Source organism: Geobacillus sp. LYN3, assembly GCF_003064505.1.
GTDB classification, from domain to species: Bacteria; Bacillota; Bacilli; order Bacillales; family Anoxybacillaceae; genus Parageobacillus_B; species Parageobacillus_B toebii.
Genome location: NZ_QCWL01000001.1, coordinates 1,065,276 through 1,086,711, shown reverse-complemented (window position 1 = coordinate 1,086,711; position 21,436 = coordinate 1,065,276). Strand labels below are relative to the sequence as shown.

Here is a 21,436-nt window from a genome sequence, read left to right as displayed (position 1 = left end):
TCTCTTGTTAAATAACGAAAAAGCATCAATTAAAACGGCGGCATGTCTTTCTATATTCCAGCAATGTTTTATAGGGGACATATTGATGAAGATGGGTATCACCTTAGTAAAAAAAAAGAATTGCTATAAGCTGCTCTTTTTTGTTCGTGATATACTGATAATAAATTGAATTTTCACACTTCTGAAAAAAGGAGCTGGAACCGATGACGTTAAAGCGGTACGTACTAACGGAAAAACAATTTCTTCCCCGTCATGAAGTAACCTATCCAATGGAAGAACGGGGGCTGCAGTTTGGCGATGGGGTTTATGAAGTCGCGCGCATCTATCAAGGAACGTATTTTTTGCTTGAGGAGCATATCGACCGCCTATACCGTTCTGCGGCGGCGATTCGCCTTTCTGTTCCTTTTGACAAAGATGTGCTGATGGAAAAGCTGGAACTGCTGCGGGAAATGAACAATGTGAAAGAAGACGCGATTCTCTATCTTCAGGTGACAAGAGGGAGCTTCCCACGCAACCACGCGTTTCCGGCCGAGAATCGTCCGAATTTGTACGCCTATATTCGGGAAATGCCAAGAAAAATACGAGAAATCGAAAATGGAGTGCGTACGATTTTAACAAGAGATGTCCGCTGGGAATATTGCTATATTAAGAGTTTAAATCTTCTACCGAACGTGCTGGCAAAACAAGAAGCAACGGAACGCGGGGCGTTTGAGGCAATCTTTTACCGAGACGGAGATATTACCGAAGGCAGCTCCTCAAACATTTTCCTTGTCAAAGACGGAAAAGTTTACACCCACCCAGCGACAGAGCGCATTTTAAACGGCATTATCCGCATGAAAGTGAAAGAATTTTGCGATTTATTTCACATTCCATTCGTCGAAGAAGCGTTTTCCATCGAAGATATTGCCCAAGCGGATGAAATGTTTTTAACAAGCACCACATCAAGCATTATTCCAATCATCCAAGTCGAAGAGCAACTCATTGCCGACGGGAAGCCAGGAGAGGTTACAAGAAAACTTCAAGCGGCATATGAAAAAGCGGCGGGGCTTGCTGTCAAAAACGCAAAATAACAAAGCGGGGAATCGTTCCCCGCTTTTCTATTATCCTAGCACGGCGCGGTCGCTAGCGAATTGGCTTCCGCGGATGCGCTGAAATTCTTGTAATAGACGTTCAACCGTCAATGATTGCTTTTCTTTGCCGCTCGCTTCGAAAATAATTTGCCCCCGGTCCATCATAATCAGACGGTTGCCCAAGCGAAGCGCTTGTTCCATATTGTGCGTAACCATTAATGTCGTCAGTTTATATTTTTCTACGATTTCTTTCGTCAGCTCCGTAATTAACTCTGCACGCGCTGGATCAAGCGCCGCCGTATGCTCATCCAAAAGGAGCAAATCCGGTTTCGTAAATGTGGCCATTAAAAGCGACAACGCTTGGCGTTCTCCTCCAGACAATAGCCCGACTTTCGCGGTTAAGCGGTTTTCCAAGCCAAGATGAAGCGTCTCGAGCGTCTCACGGAAAAAATCGCGCCGTTTTTTCGTCACCCCGAATTTGAGCGTTCGCCGCTTCGTGCGATTATAGGCAAGCGCCAAATTTTCTTCAATCGTCATATTCGGCGCCGTACCGGCGAGCGGGTCTTGAAACACGCGGCCGATATAGCGGGCGCGTTCATGTTCCCTCAGTGCCGTTACATCCTTTCCATTAATCCAGACAGAACCAGTGTCGGGGAAGAGCCGGCCAGAAATAATGTTCATCATCGTCGATTTTCCCGCGCCATTGCTTCCGATGATCGTGACGAAATCACCGGGAGCTAATGTTAAGTTAATCGGCTGCAACGCTACTTTTTCATCAATCGTTCCCTCGTTAAATACTTTTGTAATCTGTTTGAGCTTCAGCAACGCGCTCCCCCCTCTCTTGCGCTTGTGTTTTGCGCTTTTTGCTCCGTTTTTCTTTTTGCGCTGCGACAATGTTTGGAACAATGAGAGCAACTATTACAATAACCGCCGTAATGAGCTTTACGTCTCCGGTTTCCAAAAACTGCACACGCAAGGCAAGCGCTAAAATGATGCGGTATACAATCGCTCCACCGATGACCGCTAATGTCGCACGCGCAATCGTACGCGCTCCGAACAACGCTTCCCCGATAATGACCGAAGCAAGCCCGATGACAATCATGCCGATTCCCATACCGACATCGCTAAACCCTCCATATTGCGCGACAAGCGCTCCCGAAAAAGCAACGAGCGCATTAGATAAGCCAAGTCCAAAAATCGTCAGCCAATCGGTATTGGCGGAGAAGCTAGAAACCATTTGCTTATTGTCGCCCGTTGCGCGCAGTGCTAAGCCAATTTCCGTTTTCAGCAACTGATCAAGAAGCAGTTTGATAACTATGACGACAAAAGCCATCGTCACGAAAATCGCCCATGTGCGCGGTACGAATCCGGCAAAAGAGATCATGCTGTTGATCGCTTTGTCTAGCCCTGCATTTTGCCATGCTTCCGTCATCGCCGTCATTACCGTGTCTTGCTGTAAAAGCGGAACGTTCGAACGCCCCATAATCCGCAGATTGATAGAATAAAGTGCAATCATCATTAAAATTCCCGATAATAGCGGATTAATCTTCCCTTTCGTATGCAATATTCCGGTGATCGAACCAGCAGCAAACCCGACTAACAATGCGGCGGCAGAGGCAAGAAACGGATTCGTTCCGTTAATAATAAGCACAGACGCCACCGCCGCCCCGGTCACAAAGCTTCCATCTACCGTTAAATCAGGAAAATCTAAAATACGAAACGATAAATACACTCCTAACGCCATAATCGCATAAATAAATCCTGCTTCAATCGCACTAAAAATCGCTGTTGACATAATGCTCCCGTCCTTTGAAAGTACATCCCTCCTTAAAGGAGGGATGCACTATATTTATTCAATATATTCTGCAATGGAATCCCATTCTGGGTTAAGCTCGATGCCCATATCTTTTGCCGCTTTTTTGTTAATAAGCAGCTTCAACTTCTTCGGATATTGCACAGGCAGATCAGATGGTTTTTTGCCATCTTTAAGAATTTGTACAGCCATCTCTCCTGCTTCATATCCAATGTCATAATAGTCAAACCCGTAAGCGGCAAACCCGCCGCGTTTCACCGAATCTAATTCACCGGCAAACAATGGAATATCATGGTCGCTTGCTACTTGGATCACCGACTCGAGCGCGGAAACAACCGTATTATCCGTAATGATGTAAATGCAGTCCGCTTTGCCGACAAGTGATTCCGCTGCTTGTTTCACCTCAGCCGTTGTCGATACAGAAACAGGAACAATTTTTAAATCTGTTCCTTTCATCGCCTTTTTGACGGTTTCGACTTGCGCCACTGAATTTTGCTCTCCAGAGTTATAAATCATGCCGACGCGATTTCCTTTTACGTATTTATCAATAAACTGCACTGTTTTCGGAATCGCATCAGGATGCGTATCGGTCGTTCCAGTGACGTTCCCTCCAGGTTTTTCTATTGATTGTACAAGCTGTGCTCCAACCGGGTCAGTAACAGAAGTAAACACAATCGGAATATCTTTTGTCGCATTCAACGCTGCTTGAGCGCTTGGAGTGGAGTTAGCAAAAATTAAATCAACTTGATCGGAAACAAAATTATTGGCAATCGTTTGGTTATTGTTCATATCTCCTTGGGCAATTTGTACATCATAGGAAACGGACAGCCCCTTATCTTTCAACGCTTGCTTAAATCCTTTTAACGCCTCGTCCAATGATGGATGCTCCACAATTTGTGTTACCCCGATGCGATATGTTTTCTCTTTGTTTCCTTCACTTTTACTTGTTTCTTTCGCACCGCACCCGCTCAATAATAAAAAACTTGCCGAACATAACATTGCGATTTGTTGAATCCTTTTTTTCATCATCCCATCCCCCTAGCAAACAATACTTTATCGCTTTTATACTTTTTAGCTTTTATGCATTAAATTATATAAATTTATTATTCTATTTTCAACTATATATTTTAAGAAAAAAATAAAAGTACCGAAAATTCGGTACTTTTTACAACTTCGATGAGAGTTCTTTTAATGCACGCCGCAAAATTTTTCCTGTTGTATTTTTCGGCAATTCATCTAAAAACTCAATGGAGCTTGGAACTTTATATTTTGCTAGATGCTTGCGGCAGTATTCGATGAGCATTTCCTCCGTTAATTGCGGATTTTTCGAAACGACAAAACATTTCACCGTTTCTCCATAATCTGGATCAGGAGCGCCAACTACAGCCGCTTCCACTACATCTGGATGACCGTATAGAACTTCTTCTACTTCACGCGGATATACATTATAGCCGCCAACGATAATCATATCTTTTTTCCGATCGACAATGTAGAAATACCCTTCTTCATCCATTCTTGCTAAATCTCCTGTATGAAGCCAGCCATTGCGAAGCACATGCGCCGTTTCTTCCGGCATTTTGTAGTAACCTTTCATCACGTTCGGACCGCGGACAACTAGTTCGCCGACTTCTCCCACCGGCACTTCTTCACCAAACTCGTTCACTACTTTGTTTTCGACATTCATAATGCTTGTTCCAATCGATCCTGGTTTTCGAGGACGATCCAGCGGGTTAAAGCATGTTACGGGAGATGCTTCCGACAATCCGTATCCTTCCGAAACGATCACTTTGAATTTTTTCTCAAAGTTTTTCAATAACGCCACCGGCATCGAAGAGCCGCCGGAAATACAAAGACGAAGCGTACGGAAATCATCGGCACTTCCACCCTCATATTGGTATAGGAAGTTATACATCGTCGGCACGCCTGCAAAGATCGTCGCTTTTTGTTCCCGAGCAATGTTGAAAATTTTCGCTGGACTAAACTTTGGAACAATAATCACCGTTCCGCCATTCATGAGCGGTGCATTCAGCGCGACGGTTAGACAAAAGACATGAAACATCGGCAATGTCGCAATAACACGATCGTTTTCATTGATTTTTAAATAATTGGCAATATCTTTAGCGTTGCTATATAAGTTTTTATGGGTCAACATTGCTCCTTTTGGTTTTCCTGTCGTCCCCGATGTATACAAAATTACCGCGGTATCGTCATCCGCCAACTTCGGTCCTTGGAAGTTCACATCACCAGATCGAAGTACATCTGTAAACGATTTCATTTGTTCCGGCAAAGAAATTCCTTTTTCTTTTCCTTGCGGAGTTTCGCAAATAATCACATGTTCTAGCAGTGGCAAACGCCCTTGCATTTGTATAAACAACGGAACGAGTAAGTCCAAGGCAATAACCGCCTTTGCATCTCCATTCATCAAAATATAGCTGATTTCATCGGGTGTATAAATCGGATTAATCGGAATAACGGTTGCTCCTAACCGCAACGCTCCGTATAATCCAATCACGAAATATGGTGAGTTTCCGATTAACAAGGCGATGTGGTCACCTTGTCGAATTCCCATGTTATACAGGCCGCTAGAAAACTTGGAAATCGCCGCATCTAACTCTCCATATGTACAACTTTCCCCTTCAAACCAATAGGCTTCCTTATTCGGCAATTGATCTGCTACCTCTGCCAGCCGCGATGATAAATTCACCAAAATCCCTCCCTCATAAAAGATACTGAATGAATTATCATTCATTTTATAATTTAAAAAATTCTAACTAGATTTTATTATAAGAAAAAAGAAAAAAGAGAGCAAGAAAAAGATTGCTCTCCTAATTGAGTCACTGTCATTTGTTTTTCCAGAAAACATTTTGATTGGCTGAATGGGGGATAAACTTTTTCTATTTTTCCCACACTAGTCCTGTTTTCGCTAACTGCACTTTGCCGGAAAACACTGCATTTGCCTCGCTGACAAGCTGCGTATGCTCTCCAAAATGCGGCAAATGGGTTAACCATAGTTCCGTTACGTTTGCATCACGGGCAATCATTGCTGCTTCTTCGCTCGTCATATGGCCGGCGGGAGCGGCGTTTTGCCCGGCGTAAAAATTGCATTCACAAATAAGCAAATCCGCATTTTCGGCAAATGGCGCAAACTCCGGTAAATAGCTAGAATCAGCCGTATAAACGACCGTTGTATCTCCTGCTGTAATTCGCATCGCATAACAAGTAACTGGATGCACTGTCTTCATAAAGGTAATGTGAAACGGTCCGACTTGAAGCGATCGTTCCGGATCATAAGCAACCGCTTCGGTAATCCCCTCATGCGCTAGACGGGCAAATTCCCCTTGATCAAATGGGTGCCCGTAAATCGGAAGCACTGGCAATTGTACTCCAAGATTCTTTTTGATCAGCCGCGCATATTGCAATGGACCGATATCCGCGACATGGTCATGATGATAATGAGATACGATTACCGCATTTAATTTTTCGACAGATACATAATTTTGCAATTTCGAAAGCACGCCGCTTCCACAATCCACTAACAAGCGAAATTCGTCATGCTCAAACAAATATCCGGAGGTTGCTTCATTCGCTGCTGGAAAACCTCCCCAATAGCCAATAACCGTAACTTTCATCGTACTCCTCCTTATGTACTCATCTGTTATCATCATACATAAATTTAGTGGACTTTGCATCTTTGGTGAAATTTGTTTTAAAACAGTTATTGACAAATCACATTCTGTTATAATACAATATAAGTAACAAAACAATGGAGGCGATCGCAATGTTAGTAAAAGTGTTAGAATTTTTCAAAAACCTACCGCCAAAAAAATGTGTGCAATGCGGCAAAGAAATAGAAGAACAGCATGAATGCTACGGAAACACATGCACTAATTGTTTAGGCGTCGTTTATCATCAATAACACGAAAAACGTTTCTGTCTATATACGTAAAGGTGCTTCTCTCTAGAGGCATCTTTAATTTTTTTTGTATGGATCGTCATTGAATCTATATGTGTCCGCGCTGCTTCATTCATAAACGTTGAACGTAGATGAAAAAAGCTTCCAAAGCATTACGCTTCGGAAGCTTCGTTCATCTGTTTATCAAACTGACGTTTATGCTGTGCAATAAAGTATAAAATTGTTCCTACCATGAAAATGGCAATAAACAAGGCTAAAACAGCTGCGTTATGCCACATAAACGCAAAATCTCCACTAGAAATAACCGCTTTAAATCCAAGCACCGAATATGTCATCGGCAACCAAGCATTGAAGTATTGTAATACGTCTGGAATCAATTCAAGCGGGAACGTTCCAGCACTTGTTGTAAGTTGCAAAATTAATACAACAATCGCAATAAAACGCCCCGGATCTTCCAACGTCGTCACTAGGAATTGAATTAACGCAATAAACGTAATGCTTGTGATCATCGTAAATAGTATAAATCTAGGAACACTTTGGACATGAATGTCTAATGCTCCAAGTAATAAGGCATCTGCCAGCAATGATTGGATAATCCCAACAATTACTAAAATACCAAATTTCCCAATAAACCAGCTAAATCCTGATTTTGGCACGTCCGCTGGTTCACGCAATGGAAACACAATGGACAAAACAAGGGCGCCGACAAACAATCCTAGCGATAAGAAGTATGGTGTAAATCCGGTACCATAGTTTGGCACATGATTCATTTTTTCATTTTTCTTTTTCACTGGATCGGCAAACATTTTATAAGTATCATCATTTGCTTTGACATCACTCGCTTTTTTCGCGCCATCAGCTAGTTTATCTGCCAACTCATTCGATCCATCCTCTAATTTTTTCATTCCACTTACAAGCTGATCAGAACCGTTAGCAAGTTGATTCATGCCGTTGGAAAGCGACACAATGCCATTTTCAAGGTCATTCATGCCATCGGCAAGCTTTCCGGATCCATCCGCAAGCTGATGGGCGCCATCTTTTAATTTGTTTGATCCTTGGGCTAGCTGATGCAAGCCAGAAGACAATCGATCACTTCCCGCGACTAACTGATCAACACCATTTTTTCCTTCTTGTAATTTTTTCCCAAACACTGTCAATCCTTGCACCACTTTTGATTGACCGGCGACAAGCGCATCAGCACCGCTTGCTAATCGTTGCTGGCCTGCTAAAAGCTTTTCGACTCCTTCGCTTAACGCAAGCTGGCCGTTATGGAGCCTAGAAGCTCCCGCAGCAAGCTGATCCGCACCTGTTTTTAATTGGCTGGCACTATTCGATAACTGTTCCATTCCTTGAGCGACTTGTTTGCTTCCTTCGGATAGAGGAAGCAATTGTTCTTTCAAAGTTTGTAATAGCGCTTTTTCCTTTGGATCTGTTGCTTGTGCTGCTAACGCGTCCAATTGGGCTACTGCTTTTTCTAATCCTTGGCTTACTTGGACAGCTCCTTTATTTGTCTTCTCAGCCCCTTGCTTCCATTGTTCCATCGATGCGGAAAGCTTTTGTGCTCCATTTTGTAGATTTTGCGATCCTTGTGTCAATGACGGAATGTTTCCTTTCATTTGTTGCATTCCATCAAGCGATTGATGAAGACCGCCGGACAGCTGTTTCGCACCATTCTCCACTTGTTTCGCGCCAGCTAATAGTCGTGAATGGCCGTCCTGCATTTTTGTAAAACCATTTTGCAGCTGATAGAGCCCGGCGTTTAGCTGATTAGCGCCTTCGCTAGCCGATTGCAATCCATTTTCAAACGTAAGCGATTTTTCAGCGAGCAGTTTTAAGTTTTTATAAAGCTCATTAGCACCATTTTTTGCCGCATGCGCTCCTTTCGCTAATTTTCCGCTTCCTTCTTTCGCAGAATGCAGACCGCTTTGCAGCGAGACACCGCCATCATTTGCTTTTTGAATGCCGTCATGCAGCTGTTTTGCACCTTCGCTAGCCCGATCAAGTCCTTTCGCCATCTCGCGGATATTTTCAAACATCGCTTCCGCATACGTTTCTGTCACCGTATTGGAAACTTCTTCTTTAATCTTCTCTACGGCACTATCGCCAATTTGCGCCGATAGGAAGTTAAATCCTTCGTTTGGCTTATAGATGAGTTTCATCGGTTTTGGATGTTCATCCTGTAAAGTCGTAGCATTTTCCGAGAAATCTTCCGGAATTTCAATGGCCATATAATACTTTTGATGTTGCAATCCTTTTTCCGCTTCTTTTTCAGAAACAAAATGCCAATCAAATTTCTTGTTTTCTTTCAGCTTTTCTACTAACTTATCGCCAATTTCCAATTTTTCACCGTTCATCGCTGCTCCTTTGTCGTTGTTCACCACGGCAACAGGCAATTTATCCAGATGAGCGTATGGATCCCAAAACGCCCATAAAAACATTCCACTATATAATATCGGAATGCATATAACAGCAATAATCGATATCAATGTCTTTCGATTACGAAAAATCGCATGCGCCTCTTTCCATAATAATGAGAGTCCTCGCATTTTCTCCCTCCTCTATACAATTGACCAATTTGTCCATTTAGTCATTTTTAAATAAAAAAGAGAAGGACTATCTATTTCGACAATCCTTTCAAAAAATAAAGCTCAAATAGTTCAGCAATTTTTTCTTTCGGCAGCGGATCATGATCTTGCTCCCAATCGACAATTAATGCGATATATACTTTTAACATTAAAAACGCTGTAATTTCAGCATCGCAGTCGCGAATTTCTCCTTTTTTTATAGCGATTTCGATTTTCTCACGAATGTAATCGATAATGGCCCAATCTAATTTTTTCATCACTTCTTGGACTGCCGCCGTTCCGACATTGCGCACCTCTTGAAGAAGCTTCGCCGTTAATTGATGCTGCTGGCGAAACTCTAAAATGCGATACAGGGCGCGATGCACGTTTTCCGAAAAGGGACGATTGGGATTCATCGCTTGCTCCGCTGACTTTTTTATTTCTAAAATAAGTGAAGAGATAATTGCATCCAATAAGTCTTCTTTGTTTTTAAAAAACGTATAAATCGTGCCTTTTCCGACATTGGCGAGCTTCGCTATTTGCTCCATCGTTGTTGCCTTGTAACCAAATAACGAAAACGATTTAGTAGCCGCTTCAATGATTTGTTGTTTTCGATCAATAGACATTTCCCTCATCCTTCGAATGACTAAAAGAACAATTTGGTCATTACGTCTAAAATCATAACATATTTTTCACAAAAAAGAAAGAGGTTAACTCTTTTTAGTTAACCTCCGCAAACTTTCGATGGCTCACTTGCAAATAATCGAGTACTTTTTTTACCGCTTCTTCCCCTTGGGCAATGCAATCCGGCAGCCCTAATCCTTCGTACGAACTTCCCGCTAAAAACACACCTGGAAGCTCAGAGTCCATGTGTGCTTTTATATTCGCAAGCCGCTCTTTATGGCCTACCGTATATTGTGGCATCGCCCTTTTCCATCGCGAAATAACGAAAAATTCCGGACGTCCCGTAATACGCATAATTTTGTTTAAATCATCCAGCACGACGCGGACGATTTCGTCATCTGACTGTTCGACAATTTCTTCATCGCCAGGACGGCCGACATAGCAACGCAACAGCGCTTTTCCGCTTGGTGCGGTATGCGGCCATTTTTTATGTGTCCATGTGCAAGCCGTAATCGTATAATCATTGCGGCGGGAAACGACAAAGCCCGTTCCATCAATATCTTGTTCAATAGCGCTTTCCGGAAAGGCCAATGCCACGGTTGCTACCGACGTCGATGGAACTGATTGAAACGGCGCGAAAAACGGATAATCAGCAAACATCGCTGGTACAGATGAGTGCGGTATCGCGACGATAATGCTATCTGCTTTCCACACTTCTCCATTGCTTAAACGCAAACGATATTCCGTTCCTTCGCGTCTAACGTTTTCTACCCGCACCCCTTTCATGACACTGCCTTGTTCCAATCGTTTTTCCAATTCATCGACTAACGATTGCAATCCCGTTTTTAATGTTTGAAACGCACCTTTCCGTTGTTTTGCTGCTTTCGGCGTCGTTCGTTTTGCACCTCGCACCAGGCTGCCGTATCGCTGCTCCAATTGAAAGAACTGCGGAAATGTCGACATTAAACTCATTTGATCAATATCGCCTGCATAAATGCCAGATAACAGCGGCTCAATTAAGTTATCTACCACCTCATCGCCAAATCGGCGGCGGAAAAATTGTCCTAATGATAAATCGCCTTCTGTTTTTGTCGGCGGCAAAATAAAATCAAGGGCAGCACGCAGTTTTCCCAGCGGAGAAAACAACCCTGTCGTGATAAACGGACCGATTTGTGTCGGAATCCCCATGACGGCTCCGCCTGGTATCGGATAAAGCTTGCCGTTGGCTAAAATGTACGATTTTCCTGTCGCGTTATGAACAATCTCGTCTTCTAGCCCTACTTCCTGCACAAGACGAAAAGCGCTTGTTTTCCGCGCTAAAAACGAATCAGGACCGCGCTCAATCACAAAACCGTCACGTATCATTGTTTGCACTTTGCCGCCTAAACGATGGGTCGCTTCTACCAGTTTACATTCAATAGGAAGCTGTTGTTCTTTAATTGCTTTTTGCAAATAATAGGCAACGGCAATTCCTGTTATTCCGCCTCCGATGATCACAACCGTACGTTTTTCGCCACTCACTGTTCATCGCCTTCTTTATCAAAGTTTGATCCGTTTTAATACAACTGTTGCCAATGCATCGATGAATTTTGGATTCGCATTCGGCATTTCCGGCCGATAATAGTTTGCCCCGATTTCTTCTGTTACTTGTTTACATTCAATATCGTTATCGTACAACACTTCCAAATGATCAGCGACAAAACCGACTGGAACATAAACAAACGATGTATATCCTTTTTCCTGATGCAGCTGTCTCGTTAAATCTTGTACGTCTGGTCCTAACCAAGGCTCTGGTGTGTTGCCGGCACTTTGCCAACCTACCGCATAATGTTTTACACCTGCTTTTTCTGCGATTAGTTTAGCTGTTTCGGCAAGCTGCTGCGGATACGGATCCCCCGCTGCAATAATTTTTTCCGGCAGGCTATGCGCTGACACAATGAGCACTGCTTTTTCGCGTTCTTCTTCGGTCATGGACGCGTATACTTCTTTTACTTTTTCCACCCAATAATCGATAAATTTCGGTTCATCATGCCAGCTGTCAATCGTATAAATGACCGGTCCTCCTAATTTTTTTGCTTCCGCTTTTGCCCGTTCATTATACGATTGAATGCTAAACGTTGAAAAATGCGGTGCAAGCACAATGCTCACAGCTTCTTTTATGCCATCTTCATGCATTTGGCGAACGGCATCTTCCACGAACGGCTCAATATGTTTTAATCCTAAGTACATTTGAAACTCAATGTCATCTTGAATGTCGTTAAGCCGCTTTTCCAATTGTTTTGCTTGTTCCAGAGTAATTTTTGCCAATGGAGAAATTCCGCCAATCGCTTTGTAGCGTTGTTTTAAATCTTCCAATAGTTCCGAAGAAGGCTTTCGGCCATGACGAATGTGCGTATAATATCGTTCAATATCTTCTTCTTTATATGGAGTTCCGTACGCCATCACTAATAATCCCATTTTCTTTTTTGCCATCTTTACTAACACCTCTTATTTTCTTGACGTATAGTCATGGATAAACGCCGTTAACCGTTTTAACGTTTCTGGCTGAATCTCTGGAAAAATGCCGTGGCCTAAGTTGAATATATATCCCGGCTGTTCCATGCCTTCGTCCAAAATTTGTTTCACGCGTTTTTCAATTACTTCCCAAGGAGCCAGAAGAACTGCTGGATCTAAATTTCCCTGAAGCGCTTTTGTAATCCCTCTTTCCCGCGCCTCGCGAATCGAAAGCCGCCAGTCGAGTCCGATTACATCAAGCGGCAAATCGTTCCATTCTTTCGCTAAATGGCTCGCACCAACCCCAAACATAATAAGCGGAACGTTTTCTTCGCGAAGCGCCGCAAAAATACGAGCCATTGTCGGTTTAATAAATGTGCGGTAATCGTCAACATTCACCGCGCCAACCCATGAATCAAAAATTTGAATCGCGCTCGCGCCAGCACGAATTTGCGCCTTCACATAGCGAATCGTCATATCAGCAAGCTTGTCCATCAGAGCAAACCACGCTTTTGGTTCTGCGTACATAAACGCTTTCGTTTTATTGTAGTTTTTCGATGGACCGCCTTCAATCATATAGCTCGCAAGCGTAAACGGCGCACCCGCAAATCCGATGAGCGGAACATTTAATTGTTCAGTCGTCAGCAGTTTGATGGTTTCCAATACATATGGCACATCTTCTTCCGGATGAATTTCTCCAAGTTTTTCTACATCCGCAAGAGAGCGGATTGGATTAGCAATCACCGGTCCAACCCCTGCTTTAATTTCTACATCAACACCAATCGCCGGAAGCGGGGACATAATATCTTTATATAAAATGGCCGCATCCACATGATATTGTTCGACCGGCAATCTTGTTACATAAGCACAAAGCTCTGGTTGATGGGTAATTTCAAATAACGAATATTTCTCCTTAAGCGCCCGATACTCCGGCTGGGACCTTCCCGCTTGTCTCATATACCAAACCGGAACATAATCTGTCTTTTCGCCGCGGCAGGCGCGTAAAAATGTATCATTCTTTTGTTTTGACATCCTCATCCGCCTTTCTTTCATTCAACATCGATAGATCTATAAAAGATAAAAAATTTTTCATCAAAGCAATTGTATACAAAGTTACAATTATAACTATACAAGGTTCTTATGACAATGTATAGCAATGGGGGGAAACTGTCAAAAAATTGACGATTTATTTTCGTTTGTTACTGACTTTCTGCACAATACCGCTTCGTTCGTCTGATTTCAGAAATAAATAGCCAGTCATTCCGTTTTTTATACTTTTCATGGTTATATCAAAAAATCATTCGTGTTCCTTTATTATTATATCAAAAAAGCTGCCTCGCTCACTCCTACGAGACAGCTTTTTCGTCAATGTTAAATCAAAAACATCGCTACAATGGTTGTCACAACAAGTCCAATCGCCACCGGAACCAAGTTTCGGCGCGCCAGCTCAAACGGGTCTACACCGCAAATAGCTGCCGCTGGAATAAGCGCCCACGGAACAAGCGTGCCGCCTCCAACCCAAATTGCCGTAATTTGTCCAAGCGCAGTTAATGTCGCGGCACCGCCGCCAATCGCTGTCGCGAATAAATGAGCAACCGACCCCGTTAACGAAATACCAGAAAATCCTGAACCATCCAATCCTGTGATTGCTCCTACAATCGCTAACGTGACCGCTCCAACTCCATCGCTGAGCGGTACGACATGAGCGAGCGCAATTCCTAGATCGTTTACAATTCCTTGCGATAGTTTAGGCAAGTGTTCTCCGATGATTTTGACAAACCCTGCGTCACCGAGGTAAAAAAACGCCGCGATCGGAATGACTGGTCCAAACACTTTAAAGCCAAATTGAAATCCTTCGATTAAATAATTCGTAATTTCACTAAAACTTTCTTGTTTATAAGCAAAAATGGAAATAAGAATTAAAATAAAAATCGCTGTTCCACCGATTAACGCAGTCGCATCTCCACCTTGCAGGCGTAAATAAAACATTGCGACGACATCTAGAACAAATAAAATCGGAATGATGATCGCCAATATATTTTTCGCTTGATTAGACAACAATTGTTTTGCCTTTTCGATTGCCTCATCCGCTGTCGCCGCTACTTCATTCGTTTCATTAGCGAAATGGCCCCTTTTCATATCACGACGAAGCAATAGAAAGGCAGCAACCGTAGTAACAACTCCCATCACAAACACAAGCGGCACGCTGGCAGAAATGACTTCGGAGACAGAAAGACCAGCGGCATCTGCTGTCAGTTTTGGCGCTCCTTGAATAATAAAATCTCCTGATAGAGCAATACCGTGACCAAACAAATTCATCGCCATCGCCGCTCCTAACGCCGGCAACCCAACACGAATGGCCACAGGCAGTAACACTGCACCCATTAACGCAACTGCGGGAGATGGCCAGAAAAACCAAGAAATGATCATCATCAAAATCCCAATCGTCCAATACGCCCATCCCGGAGTGCGGATAAACCGGATAAACGGCGAAATCATCACATCATTAATTCCTGTTGTTGTCATCACTTTGCTCATTGCCACAATAATGGAAATCACTAAAATGGTTGGCAAAAGCTCTGTAATCGCGTAAATAAAGCTATTAAACACCCCGCTGATCGCCGCGCTTAACGAATGGGTCGCTGTAGCGGCTAACAAAAAGATCCCGATAATGCAAATAAGTGATGTATCTTTTCGTGCGATCATAAATCCGATAATAAACACGATAAACGCTAAGTAAATCCAGTGCAGCACCGTTAATTCCACACCCATTTATATTCTCCTTTCCTATATGCTTTCCATTGTTAAATAGGACATTTTCCCAACATGGATGTACTACAGCATATGAAAGGAGAATAAAGGTGTGAAACACTTATATACAAAAAACCCCCGCTTATTCATTCGAAAAAGCGGAGGTAAAAAACTGTTTTATCTTTCTTGAACGACCGAATAGACTGTTATATAAGATGGACGCAGAAATATTTTTTGTTGAGATGGTTTTTGTTCTTCTTTCCGCTGCTCATGCGCTTTTGTGAACGCTTTTGAACGCTGCCAATTTTCGAAGTGTTCTTTTCCTTCCCATAATGTCATAATGATATACGTATCGTTAGAAAGCGGACGAAGCACGCGAATCGCAACAAACCCAGGTTCGTTTTCAATCAGTCTTGCCCGCTGCTGAAAACGGTACTCAAAGATCGGCCGCCCTTCGTCGGTCACCGGAATATTGTTGCATACAACAAACGCTCCGCCCAACTCACCAACTGCATCGATCACCTCATAACGGCGCGGCTCTTTAAACACCGTTTCGCCATCTGTTTCATGAAGCAAAACAGCATCTTCTTCCCTTTCCAACAACAACATCGTTTCATTTGCATGCATGCCCTTCACCTTTTGCAAATAATCCGTTGTTCCTGTCGTAATATACATTTTTTTCATCGTTTTTCCCTCCTATTGCGGCGTTTGGAAAGATAATGAAACAATAGCCAATAGCTAAAAACAGCTCCTGCCGTCCATGACGCGATCCATATCCAGCCGGCATAAAGCAGGAATAAAAACAAACTGAACACACTGTTTTGCACGATTAATAAGAAAAAGAGGAGGCGGCATAATGCTTGTTTCCGCACATCGTTTGGAAGCGGATATAATCGGATCAACAAGTTTGTCCGATGATGGTCGATTACCGAGAATAATTGAAAACCTGTAATGTAAAGAAAAAATAACGACGCGGCGATTTTTCCGTATTCGGATGGAACAATATAAAGAAATAACAATCCAATGGCGATTAAGCGGATATAAAGGCCTAAATATCCGCCCGAACGGATGAATGTTCTTGCATACAAATAAAGAAACGTATTTTTTGGATGATATGGAATCATAGAAACTAGAAAATCAAGCCAGCGCCGGCGTTTCGCCTCCTCTTTCCATTGTGGAACATCGGTAAATAAATTGGCGATACGGTAAAATGTGCGCACCGCACTTGTTTCTTGTTCAATGAGACGCTCCCATTTCCATCCTTTTCGCTTTGTTGCTTGCACCAAATAAACCGTTATGCCTGCAATAATGGCACATAGAGCAAGCAAAAACAAAACCGAAGCAGGAACAAGCAAAAAGTAAACAAAAAGAGCATTGACCCCAAACCGTGCGACCATGCTAAGACGATGGGCAAGCGGTTCAATAAAATAATTTCCTTTCCAGATTATAAACAAATTCCATCCTTTCAAAACGAGCAACACGAAAAACAGCAGCCATAAAGAAACATCGGAAAACTTCCGGTGAAGCGGCGCAATTGCCAACCATACAAGAAGCAGCCCATATCCCTGCAAAAGAAAACTCAGCAAAAAAGCCCGTTGAATATATGGACGAAGCTTTGTCTCAGACGGCAATAAAAACACGATATCCGCTTCCCGAAATAACGTACGCAGCGAACCGAACGTTAATACGAAAGAGAAAATCAGCGCAGCAACGATTGGATAAGGAAAATGCGGAGACAGCGTTTGTACCCAATGATTATAGGCGACCGCCCCTAGACCGATGCCAATGAGCAATATAAACAATAGATGGTCATTCAGCATATAGCGCAAATAGCGCCGCATTTTTCGCACTTCTTGATAAAGGCGGTCGTTCCATAGTTTTTTTCCATCCATCATACGCTTTCTTCCTTTGTTAACGCAATATATAGTTCATCCAACGTTGCCGCTGGAGAAGAAAATTGTTCACGTAACTCCTCGAGCGTTCCTTTCGCCCTTACTTTTCCGTTATGCAAAATGACAAACGAATCACAATATTTTTCTGCTGTCGCCAAAATATGTGTCGACATTAAAATGCCCGCCCCTTTTTTCTTCATTTGCTGCATTTGTTCAAGCAAAGAATGAATCCCTAACGGATCAAGGCCAAGAAACGGCTCGTCAATGATATAAAGCTCTGGCTCCACTAAAAAGGCGCACATAATCATGACTTTCTGCTTCATTCCCTTGGAAAAATGAGCAGGAAACCATTTTAACCTTTTCTCCATGCGAAATTCTTTTAATAACGGCGGAAGACGCCGTTCGTATTCATGTTTTTCCAAACCATAAGCCATCGCCGTTAATTGCAAATGTTCCTCCAATGTCAGTTCCTCGTACAAAATAGGTGTTTCTGGTATATATGTAAATTGCGAACGATATACATCCGGCTGTTCCGAAAACGTTTTTCCGTTAATCGTAATCGTCCCTTTCCTCGGTTCCATCAGCCCAATAATATGCTTGATCGTCGTACTTTTTCCCGCGCCGTTTAGACCGATTAAACCAACTATTTCCCCACGATCGACGGTAAACGAAACATCTTCGAGCACGTTTTGCTTCGTATATCCCCCGTATAAATGTTGAACTTCCAAAAGCGCCATCGCCTGCTTCCTTTCTATTCATAAATTACGGATTACATTTTCATTTTATCAAAGCAACAAATACTTTCCAAAAATTATCTCTCTCCTTTTTGCATACATCCTTTTTTCTCGGGCATGATAAATAGCGAAGAGGGGATGAGGAACAGCGCAAATGATGAATCATCCACTTAGAAATGAGGTGTTCACGAAAGACACACTTGTCGAAGTAACACCATTGTAATGCAGTGAGGAAGCGCGAAACTCCTTAAGTAAATGAGGTGTTTGTGAAAGACAAGACCATCGTTCCATTGCTATGAAGCAACGAACCTCTATGTAAGAGCTTAAAGGGGATGGTCATCTTGAACAAAGGAAAACTCACTCTTTAACAACTTTTTTTGCAAATGGGGTGTTCATCAAACGCCATTTTGTTTGAATAAACCCTCTCCCCTTTTCACTAAAGCAGGATGTAATCAATACAAGATTACATCCTGCTCTTTTTATGGTAAAATGGAAGAAAAAATAGGAAAGGTGGCTTTTTCTAGTGAGTGAATGCATTTTTTGCAAAATTGTAAACGGAGACATCCCAGCGGCAAAAGTGTATGAAGATGAACATGTATTGGCTTTTCTCGACATCAGCCAAGTAACGAAAGGGCATACGCTTGTCATTCCAAAAGTACATAAAGAAAACATTTTTGAACTCACTCCAGATGTTGCAAGCCACGTCTTTACCGTTGTTCCAAAAATCGCAAACGCGATCAAAAAACAATTTTCCCCAGCCGGCTTAAATTTACTAAACAATAACGGTGAACAAGCAGGGCAAACTGTCTTTCATTATCATGTTCACTTAATCCCTCGTTACGGCAAAGGAGATGGATTTGGCGCTGTATGGAAATCCCATGCAAGCGATTATACGTTTGACGATTTACAAACCATTGCCGCAACAATTCAAAAAGGATTGGAATAAACAAAAGGAAGCGATTCTTACCCGCTTCCTTTTGTTTTTGACCGTTATTTTAACACATCTTGCAAATCTTTATCTTCAATCTCCACTTTTGCATCTTTTATCAGTTTTTCTACTTTTGATTGTACTTTTGCTGGATCCAATTTGCTTTGTTTTACTTCGAATTCGATTTCCTCTTTCATTTCGTTAAACGGCTTTTTCTCCTCTTTATCCGTTACTTTGATGATATGGTAGCCATAGTCTGTTTTCACCGGATCGCTCACTTGTCCAACTTTTAACTTATATGCTGCATCTTCAAATTCTTTCACCATTTTTCCAGGTCCAAACCATCCTAAATCGCCGCCATTCGATGCTGACCCTGGATCTTGTGAATATTGTTTCGCAAGCTTTGCGAAATCTTCTCCTTTATCAAGCTTCGCTTTAATTTCTTTTGCTGTCTTTTCGTCTTTTACTAAAATGTGGCTCGCTCTAATTTTCGGTTTATAATTCTTATAATAGTCTTTTAACTCTTTATCCGTTACTTTTATATCTTCCATTGCTGCTTTTTGCCGCAAAAGATCCAGTTTCACCATATCCCGAATCGCTTTTTCTCCATTTTGCTGAACGGCTAAATCATATTGCGTTCCATACATTTCTTTTAAGTTCTCGATTTCTTTATCGATTTCCTTGTCCGTCACTTTATATTTTTTGCTTAATACTTTTTCATGAACAAGGTCACGAATCACTTCCTTGCCTACGCGGGCCTTCATTTCATTATAAAATTCTTCTTTTGTGATGTTGCCGTCCTTTGTTTTTACAATGACTTCAGAATCGCCGTTATTGCAGGCCGAAAGCCCAAAAACAGCGGCGACGGCTGCAACGATCATCCATTTTCTCATTTGTTCCACAACTCCCACACCAATTTTTTGACAAAAAAAATTACAACAATAACTATAACATATTTTTCATAAAGAAAAAAACTTTTTCCTTTTAGTCATACGCCCATACATGTGTTTTTGCCTTACATATGATGATGATGAAGCATCTGAGGCTGAATTGCTCCTTTTTGAAAGGAGGTGTTACAATGGGCGCACCTTATGCAGGAGGCTTTGCGTTAATTGTTGTGTTGTTTATTTTGTTAATTATTGTTGGATGCTCATGTTTATTCTAATAACCCCTTCCCCTTGTCTACAACACATCTACAAAAAAGCTGGCAGCACAAGCTGTCAGCTTTTTTCTATGTAAATAACACTTCAAAATAGGAAGAAATTAATAAAATCGTAATAAGAACGTTGATTGTTCGAAAAACACTTGGTTGCTTTTCTTCTGGTATTTCCCTTTGCGCGCAAAGGCGAGATGTTAATTGATTAATAAGAAATAAAATAATGACAGCAAGGGGTATAAAGTACACCGTCAAACCTGTTTCCCCTCCTATTCATAATTACTCATTTACTTTACAACGTTTCTTTTTATAAATCAATATGATTTTTACAGAAAAACTCTTCTCCCCTGAAAAAAACTTTTTTATTGGTTGTTTTTCATAAATTAGGTAAAATATACGTAAAAACTTGTCCATTATGTTCGGCAAAAGGAGCGCGCATATGGGAACACTAGAGGAACGAATCGCCAAATTGGAATTCCATCGATCGTTGTTAATGGAAATGGTCGATGAAACAAAAAAACCGTTTTATTATCTTGTTATTAAAGCAAATTTAACAAAAGAAGAAGTAGATGAAGTGCTTGCCCTTTGCGAACAGTTAAGCGAGGAATATGAAAAACAAAAAGCGGAAGGGTTGACGATTTTCACCCCGCTTCTCCTTCATTTCGCGGGAATGCTCCATCCTAGCCTTCCGCTCGAACAGACAGTTGACGCTCTCCTTAAGCAGCAAATGTTTGTCCCCCTAATGACGGAATTGAAAAAGTTAATGAAAACCGTTAGCTAGACTGACTTGTTAGCTCCTTTTCTTTTTCTTGCGATTTCGCGTTTCGTTTCACTAGTTTTCCATCTTGTTCCACGAAATCGTTTTTAATGTTTTCAAACGCTCTTTCAAAAATTTCCATAAAGTCATCGCCATAAATGTTGCGGATGATACACATCATTTCTAAAATTTCTGGAAACTTTCCATATAGCTCGCGCAGCGGCAATGCTCCGTTAAACACCGCGTTTTGCGTTGGATCATACGATTCCATTAATTTCAATAATACTTCTTCTCCTTTTTCTGTCAGTTCAATGTACGTATTGCGTTTATCGTCTTGTTTTTTCGAAAAGGAAAGCAAGCCTCTCTCTTCTAATTTTTTTGAAAAATTAAACGCTGTGGATACATGCATCACTCCAAATTTTGCAATTTCCGAAATCGACGCCCCTTTAAAATGATATGCAATCCATAAAATATGATGTTCGTTAATGTTTAAGTCAAATGGTTTAATCCATTGCTGCCAGTCTTTTTCGATCGATTTCCAAAGCGCCTTGCTTAACTGAGCAATTCGTTGGCTAAATAGCATCGCCTCTTTTATAGAATAATTTTGCTCTGTCGTTTTCATCGTTCCACCCACTCTTTCCTCACCGTGTTTTTTACTTTCTATTATGCCAGTAAAATAAAAATTAATAAAGATAAAAATGTTTAATTTTTTTATTTTTGTGACCATTCCCCGCCGTTCAT

At 41.9% G+C, this 21,436-nt stretch carries 22 protein-coding genes; 5 read left to right on the top strand and 17 right to left on the bottom strand.

The features are described 5' to 3' along the window. Positions 1-203: 203 nt before the first annotated feature. The gene (gene dat / locus DCC82_RS05700; RefSeq protein WP_012749355.1) at positions 204-1,070 is read left to right on the top strand and encodes a D-amino-acid transaminase; all 867 of its coding nucleotides are present in this window, start codon (positions 204-206) and stop codon (positions 1,068-1,070) included. A gap of 30 nt (positions 1,071-1,100) precedes the next feature. Here the strand turns inward: dat and DCC82_RS05695 are convergent, their stop codons facing one another. The 5 genes from DCC82_RS05695 to DCC82_RS05675 all read right to left on the bottom strand — a co-directional run bounded on the left by DCC82_RS05695 (position 1,101) and on the right by DCC82_RS05675 (position 6,512). Continuing rightward, positions 1,101-1,895 carry an ABC transporter ATP-binding protein gene (locus DCC82_RS05695; RefSeq protein ID WP_012749354.1) on the bottom strand — a complete coding sequence of 265 codons (795 nt, stop codon included), beginning with the start codon at positions 1,893-1,895 and terminating at the stop codon, positions 1,101-1,103. Next, a complete protein-coding gene (locus DCC82_RS05690) occupies positions 1,861-2,865 on the bottom strand; it encodes an ABC transporter permease (RefSeq protein WP_097354178.1) in 1,005 nt (334 codons plus the stop codon). The genes DCC82_RS05695 and DCC82_RS05690 overlap by 35 nt, the downstream gene beginning before the upstream one ends. Before the next feature lie 54 nt (positions 2,866-2,919). After that, positions 2,920-3,912 carry an ABC transporter substrate-binding protein gene (locus tag DCC82_RS05685; protein ID WP_012749352.1) on the bottom strand — a complete coding sequence of 331 codons (993 nt, stop codon included), beginning with the start codon at positions 3,910-3,912 and terminating at the stop codon, positions 2,920-2,922. 136 nt (positions 3,913-4,048) lie between these two features. Next, complete coding sequence (locus tag DCC82_RS05680) at positions 4,049-5,587, bottom strand: fatty acid--CoA ligase family protein (protein WP_012749351.1); 1,539 nt, start codon at positions 5,585-5,587, stop codon at positions 4,049-4,051. Between the two features lie 190 nt (positions 5,588-5,777). Continuing rightward, complete coding sequence (locus DCC82_RS05675; RefSeq protein ID WP_108430277.1) at positions 5,778-6,512, bottom strand: MBL fold metallo-hydrolase; 735 nt, start codon at positions 6,510-6,512, stop codon at positions 5,778-5,780. 149 nt (positions 6,513-6,661) lie between these two features. Here DCC82_RS05675 and yhfH point away from each other — a divergent pair, with 149 nt between their 5' ends. Beyond that, the gene (gene yhfH, locus DCC82_RS05670) at positions 6,662-6,799 is read left to right on the top strand and encodes a protein YhfH (protein ID WP_012749349.1); all 138 of its coding nucleotides are present in this window, start codon (positions 6,662-6,664) and stop codon (positions 6,797-6,799) included. Positions 6,800-6,948: 149 nt separating this feature from the next. On the opposite strand, the gene DCC82_RS05665 is transcribed toward yhfH, so the two are convergent. The 9 genes from DCC82_RS05665 to DCC82_RS05625 all read right to left on the bottom strand — a co-directional run bounded on the left by DCC82_RS05665 (position 6,949) and on the right by DCC82_RS05625 (position 17,857). Then, entirely contained in the window at positions 6,949-9,342 is a 2,394-nt protein-coding gene (locus tag DCC82_RS05665) for a YhgE/Pip domain-containing protein (protein ID WP_097354176.1), read from the bottom strand. 71 nt (positions 9,343-9,413) lie between these two features. Next, the gene (locus DCC82_RS05660; RefSeq protein WP_012749347.1) at positions 9,414-9,986 is read right to left on the bottom strand and encodes a TetR/AcrR family transcriptional regulator; all 573 of its coding nucleotides are present in this window, start codon (positions 9,984-9,986) and stop codon (positions 9,414-9,416) included. A 94-nt stretch (positions 9,987-10,080) separates the two neighbouring features. Continuing rightward, a complete protein-coding gene (hemY, locus tag DCC82_RS05655; protein ID WP_012749346.1) occupies positions 10,081-11,505 on the bottom strand; it encodes a protoporphyrinogen oxidase in 1,425 nt (474 codons plus the stop codon). Between the two features lie 18 nt (positions 11,506-11,523). Continuing rightward, on the bottom strand, positions 11,524-12,456 hold the full coding sequence (hemH, locus tag DCC82_RS05650; RefSeq protein ID WP_012749345.1) for a ferrochelatase: 933 nt from the start codon (positions 12,454-12,456) through the stop codon (positions 11,524-11,526). 15 nt (positions 12,457-12,471) lie between these two features. Next, positions 12,472-13,509 (bottom strand): uroporphyrinogen decarboxylase, encoded by a 1,038-nt coding sequence (gene hemE / locus DCC82_RS05645; RefSeq protein WP_012749344.1) that lies wholly within the window; start codon positions 13,507-13,509, stop codon positions 12,472-12,474. Positions 13,510-13,848: 339 nt separating this feature from the next. Continuing rightward, positions 13,849-15,249: a hypothetical protein gene (locus DCC82_RS05640; protein ID WP_097354175.1), complete on the bottom strand. Its 1,401-nt coding sequence runs from the start codon at positions 15,247-15,249 to the stop codon at positions 13,849-13,851. A 156-nt stretch (positions 15,250-15,405) separates the two neighbouring features. Then, on the bottom strand, positions 15,406-15,912 hold the full coding sequence (locus DCC82_RS05635) for an antibiotic biosynthesis monooxygenase family protein (RefSeq protein WP_097354174.1): 507 nt from the start codon (positions 15,910-15,912) through the stop codon (positions 15,406-15,408). Further along, a complete protein-coding gene (locus DCC82_RS05630) occupies positions 15,909-17,123 on the bottom strand; it encodes an ABC transporter permease (protein ID WP_097354173.1) in 1,215 nt (404 codons plus the stop codon). The genes DCC82_RS05635 and DCC82_RS05630 overlap by 4 nt, the downstream gene beginning before the upstream one ends. After that, positions 17,120-17,857, bottom strand: coding sequence for an ABC transporter ATP-binding protein (locus DCC82_RS05625; protein WP_012749340.1), 738 nt, complete (start codon positions 17,855-17,857; stop codon positions 17,120-17,122). The genes DCC82_RS05630 and DCC82_RS05625 overlap by 4 nt, the downstream gene beginning before the upstream one ends. Positions 17,858-18,377: 520 nt before the next feature. Here DCC82_RS05625 and DCC82_RS05620 point away from each other — a divergent pair. Then, positions 18,378-18,800, top strand: coding sequence for an HIT family protein (locus tag DCC82_RS05620; RefSeq protein ID WP_012749339.1), 423 nt, complete (start codon positions 18,378-18,380; stop codon positions 18,798-18,800). A 44-nt stretch (positions 18,801-18,844) separates the two neighbouring features. On the opposite strand, the gene DCC82_RS05615 is transcribed toward DCC82_RS05620, so the two are convergent. Beyond that, positions 18,845-19,675 (bottom strand): peptidylprolyl isomerase, encoded by an 831-nt coding sequence (locus DCC82_RS05615; protein WP_062677430.1) that lies wholly within the window; start codon positions 19,673-19,675, stop codon positions 18,845-18,847. A gap of 185 nt (positions 19,676-19,860) precedes the next feature. On the opposite strand from DCC82_RS05615, the gene DCC82_RS05610 reads away from it, so the two are divergent. Then, positions 19,861-19,947, top strand: coding sequence for a YjcZ family sporulation protein (locus DCC82_RS05610; protein ID WP_073967926.1), 87 nt, complete (start codon positions 19,861-19,863; stop codon positions 19,945-19,947). A gap of 66 nt (positions 19,948-20,013) precedes the next feature. On the opposite strand, the gene DCC82_RS05605 is transcribed toward DCC82_RS05610, so the two are convergent. Next, entirely contained in the window at positions 20,014-20,193 is a 180-nt protein-coding gene (locus DCC82_RS05605) for a hypothetical protein (RefSeq protein ID WP_012749337.1), read from the bottom strand. 184 nt (positions 20,194-20,377) lie between these two features. Between DCC82_RS05605 and DCC82_RS05600 the strand changes: the two genes are divergently transcribed. After that, positions 20,378-20,719, top strand: a complete 342-nt coding sequence (locus DCC82_RS05600; RefSeq protein ID WP_012749336.1) for a YhaI family protein — start codon at positions 20,378-20,380, stop codon at positions 20,717-20,719. On the opposite strand, the gene DCC82_RS05595 is transcribed toward DCC82_RS05600, so the two are convergent. Further along, positions 20,712-21,317, bottom strand: a complete 606-nt coding sequence (locus DCC82_RS05595) for an HTH-type transcriptional regulator Hpr (RefSeq protein WP_012749335.1) — start codon at positions 21,315-21,317, stop codon at positions 20,712-20,714. The genes DCC82_RS05600 and DCC82_RS05595 overlap by 8 nt on opposite strands. Positions 21,318-21,436 lie beyond the last annotated feature (119 nt).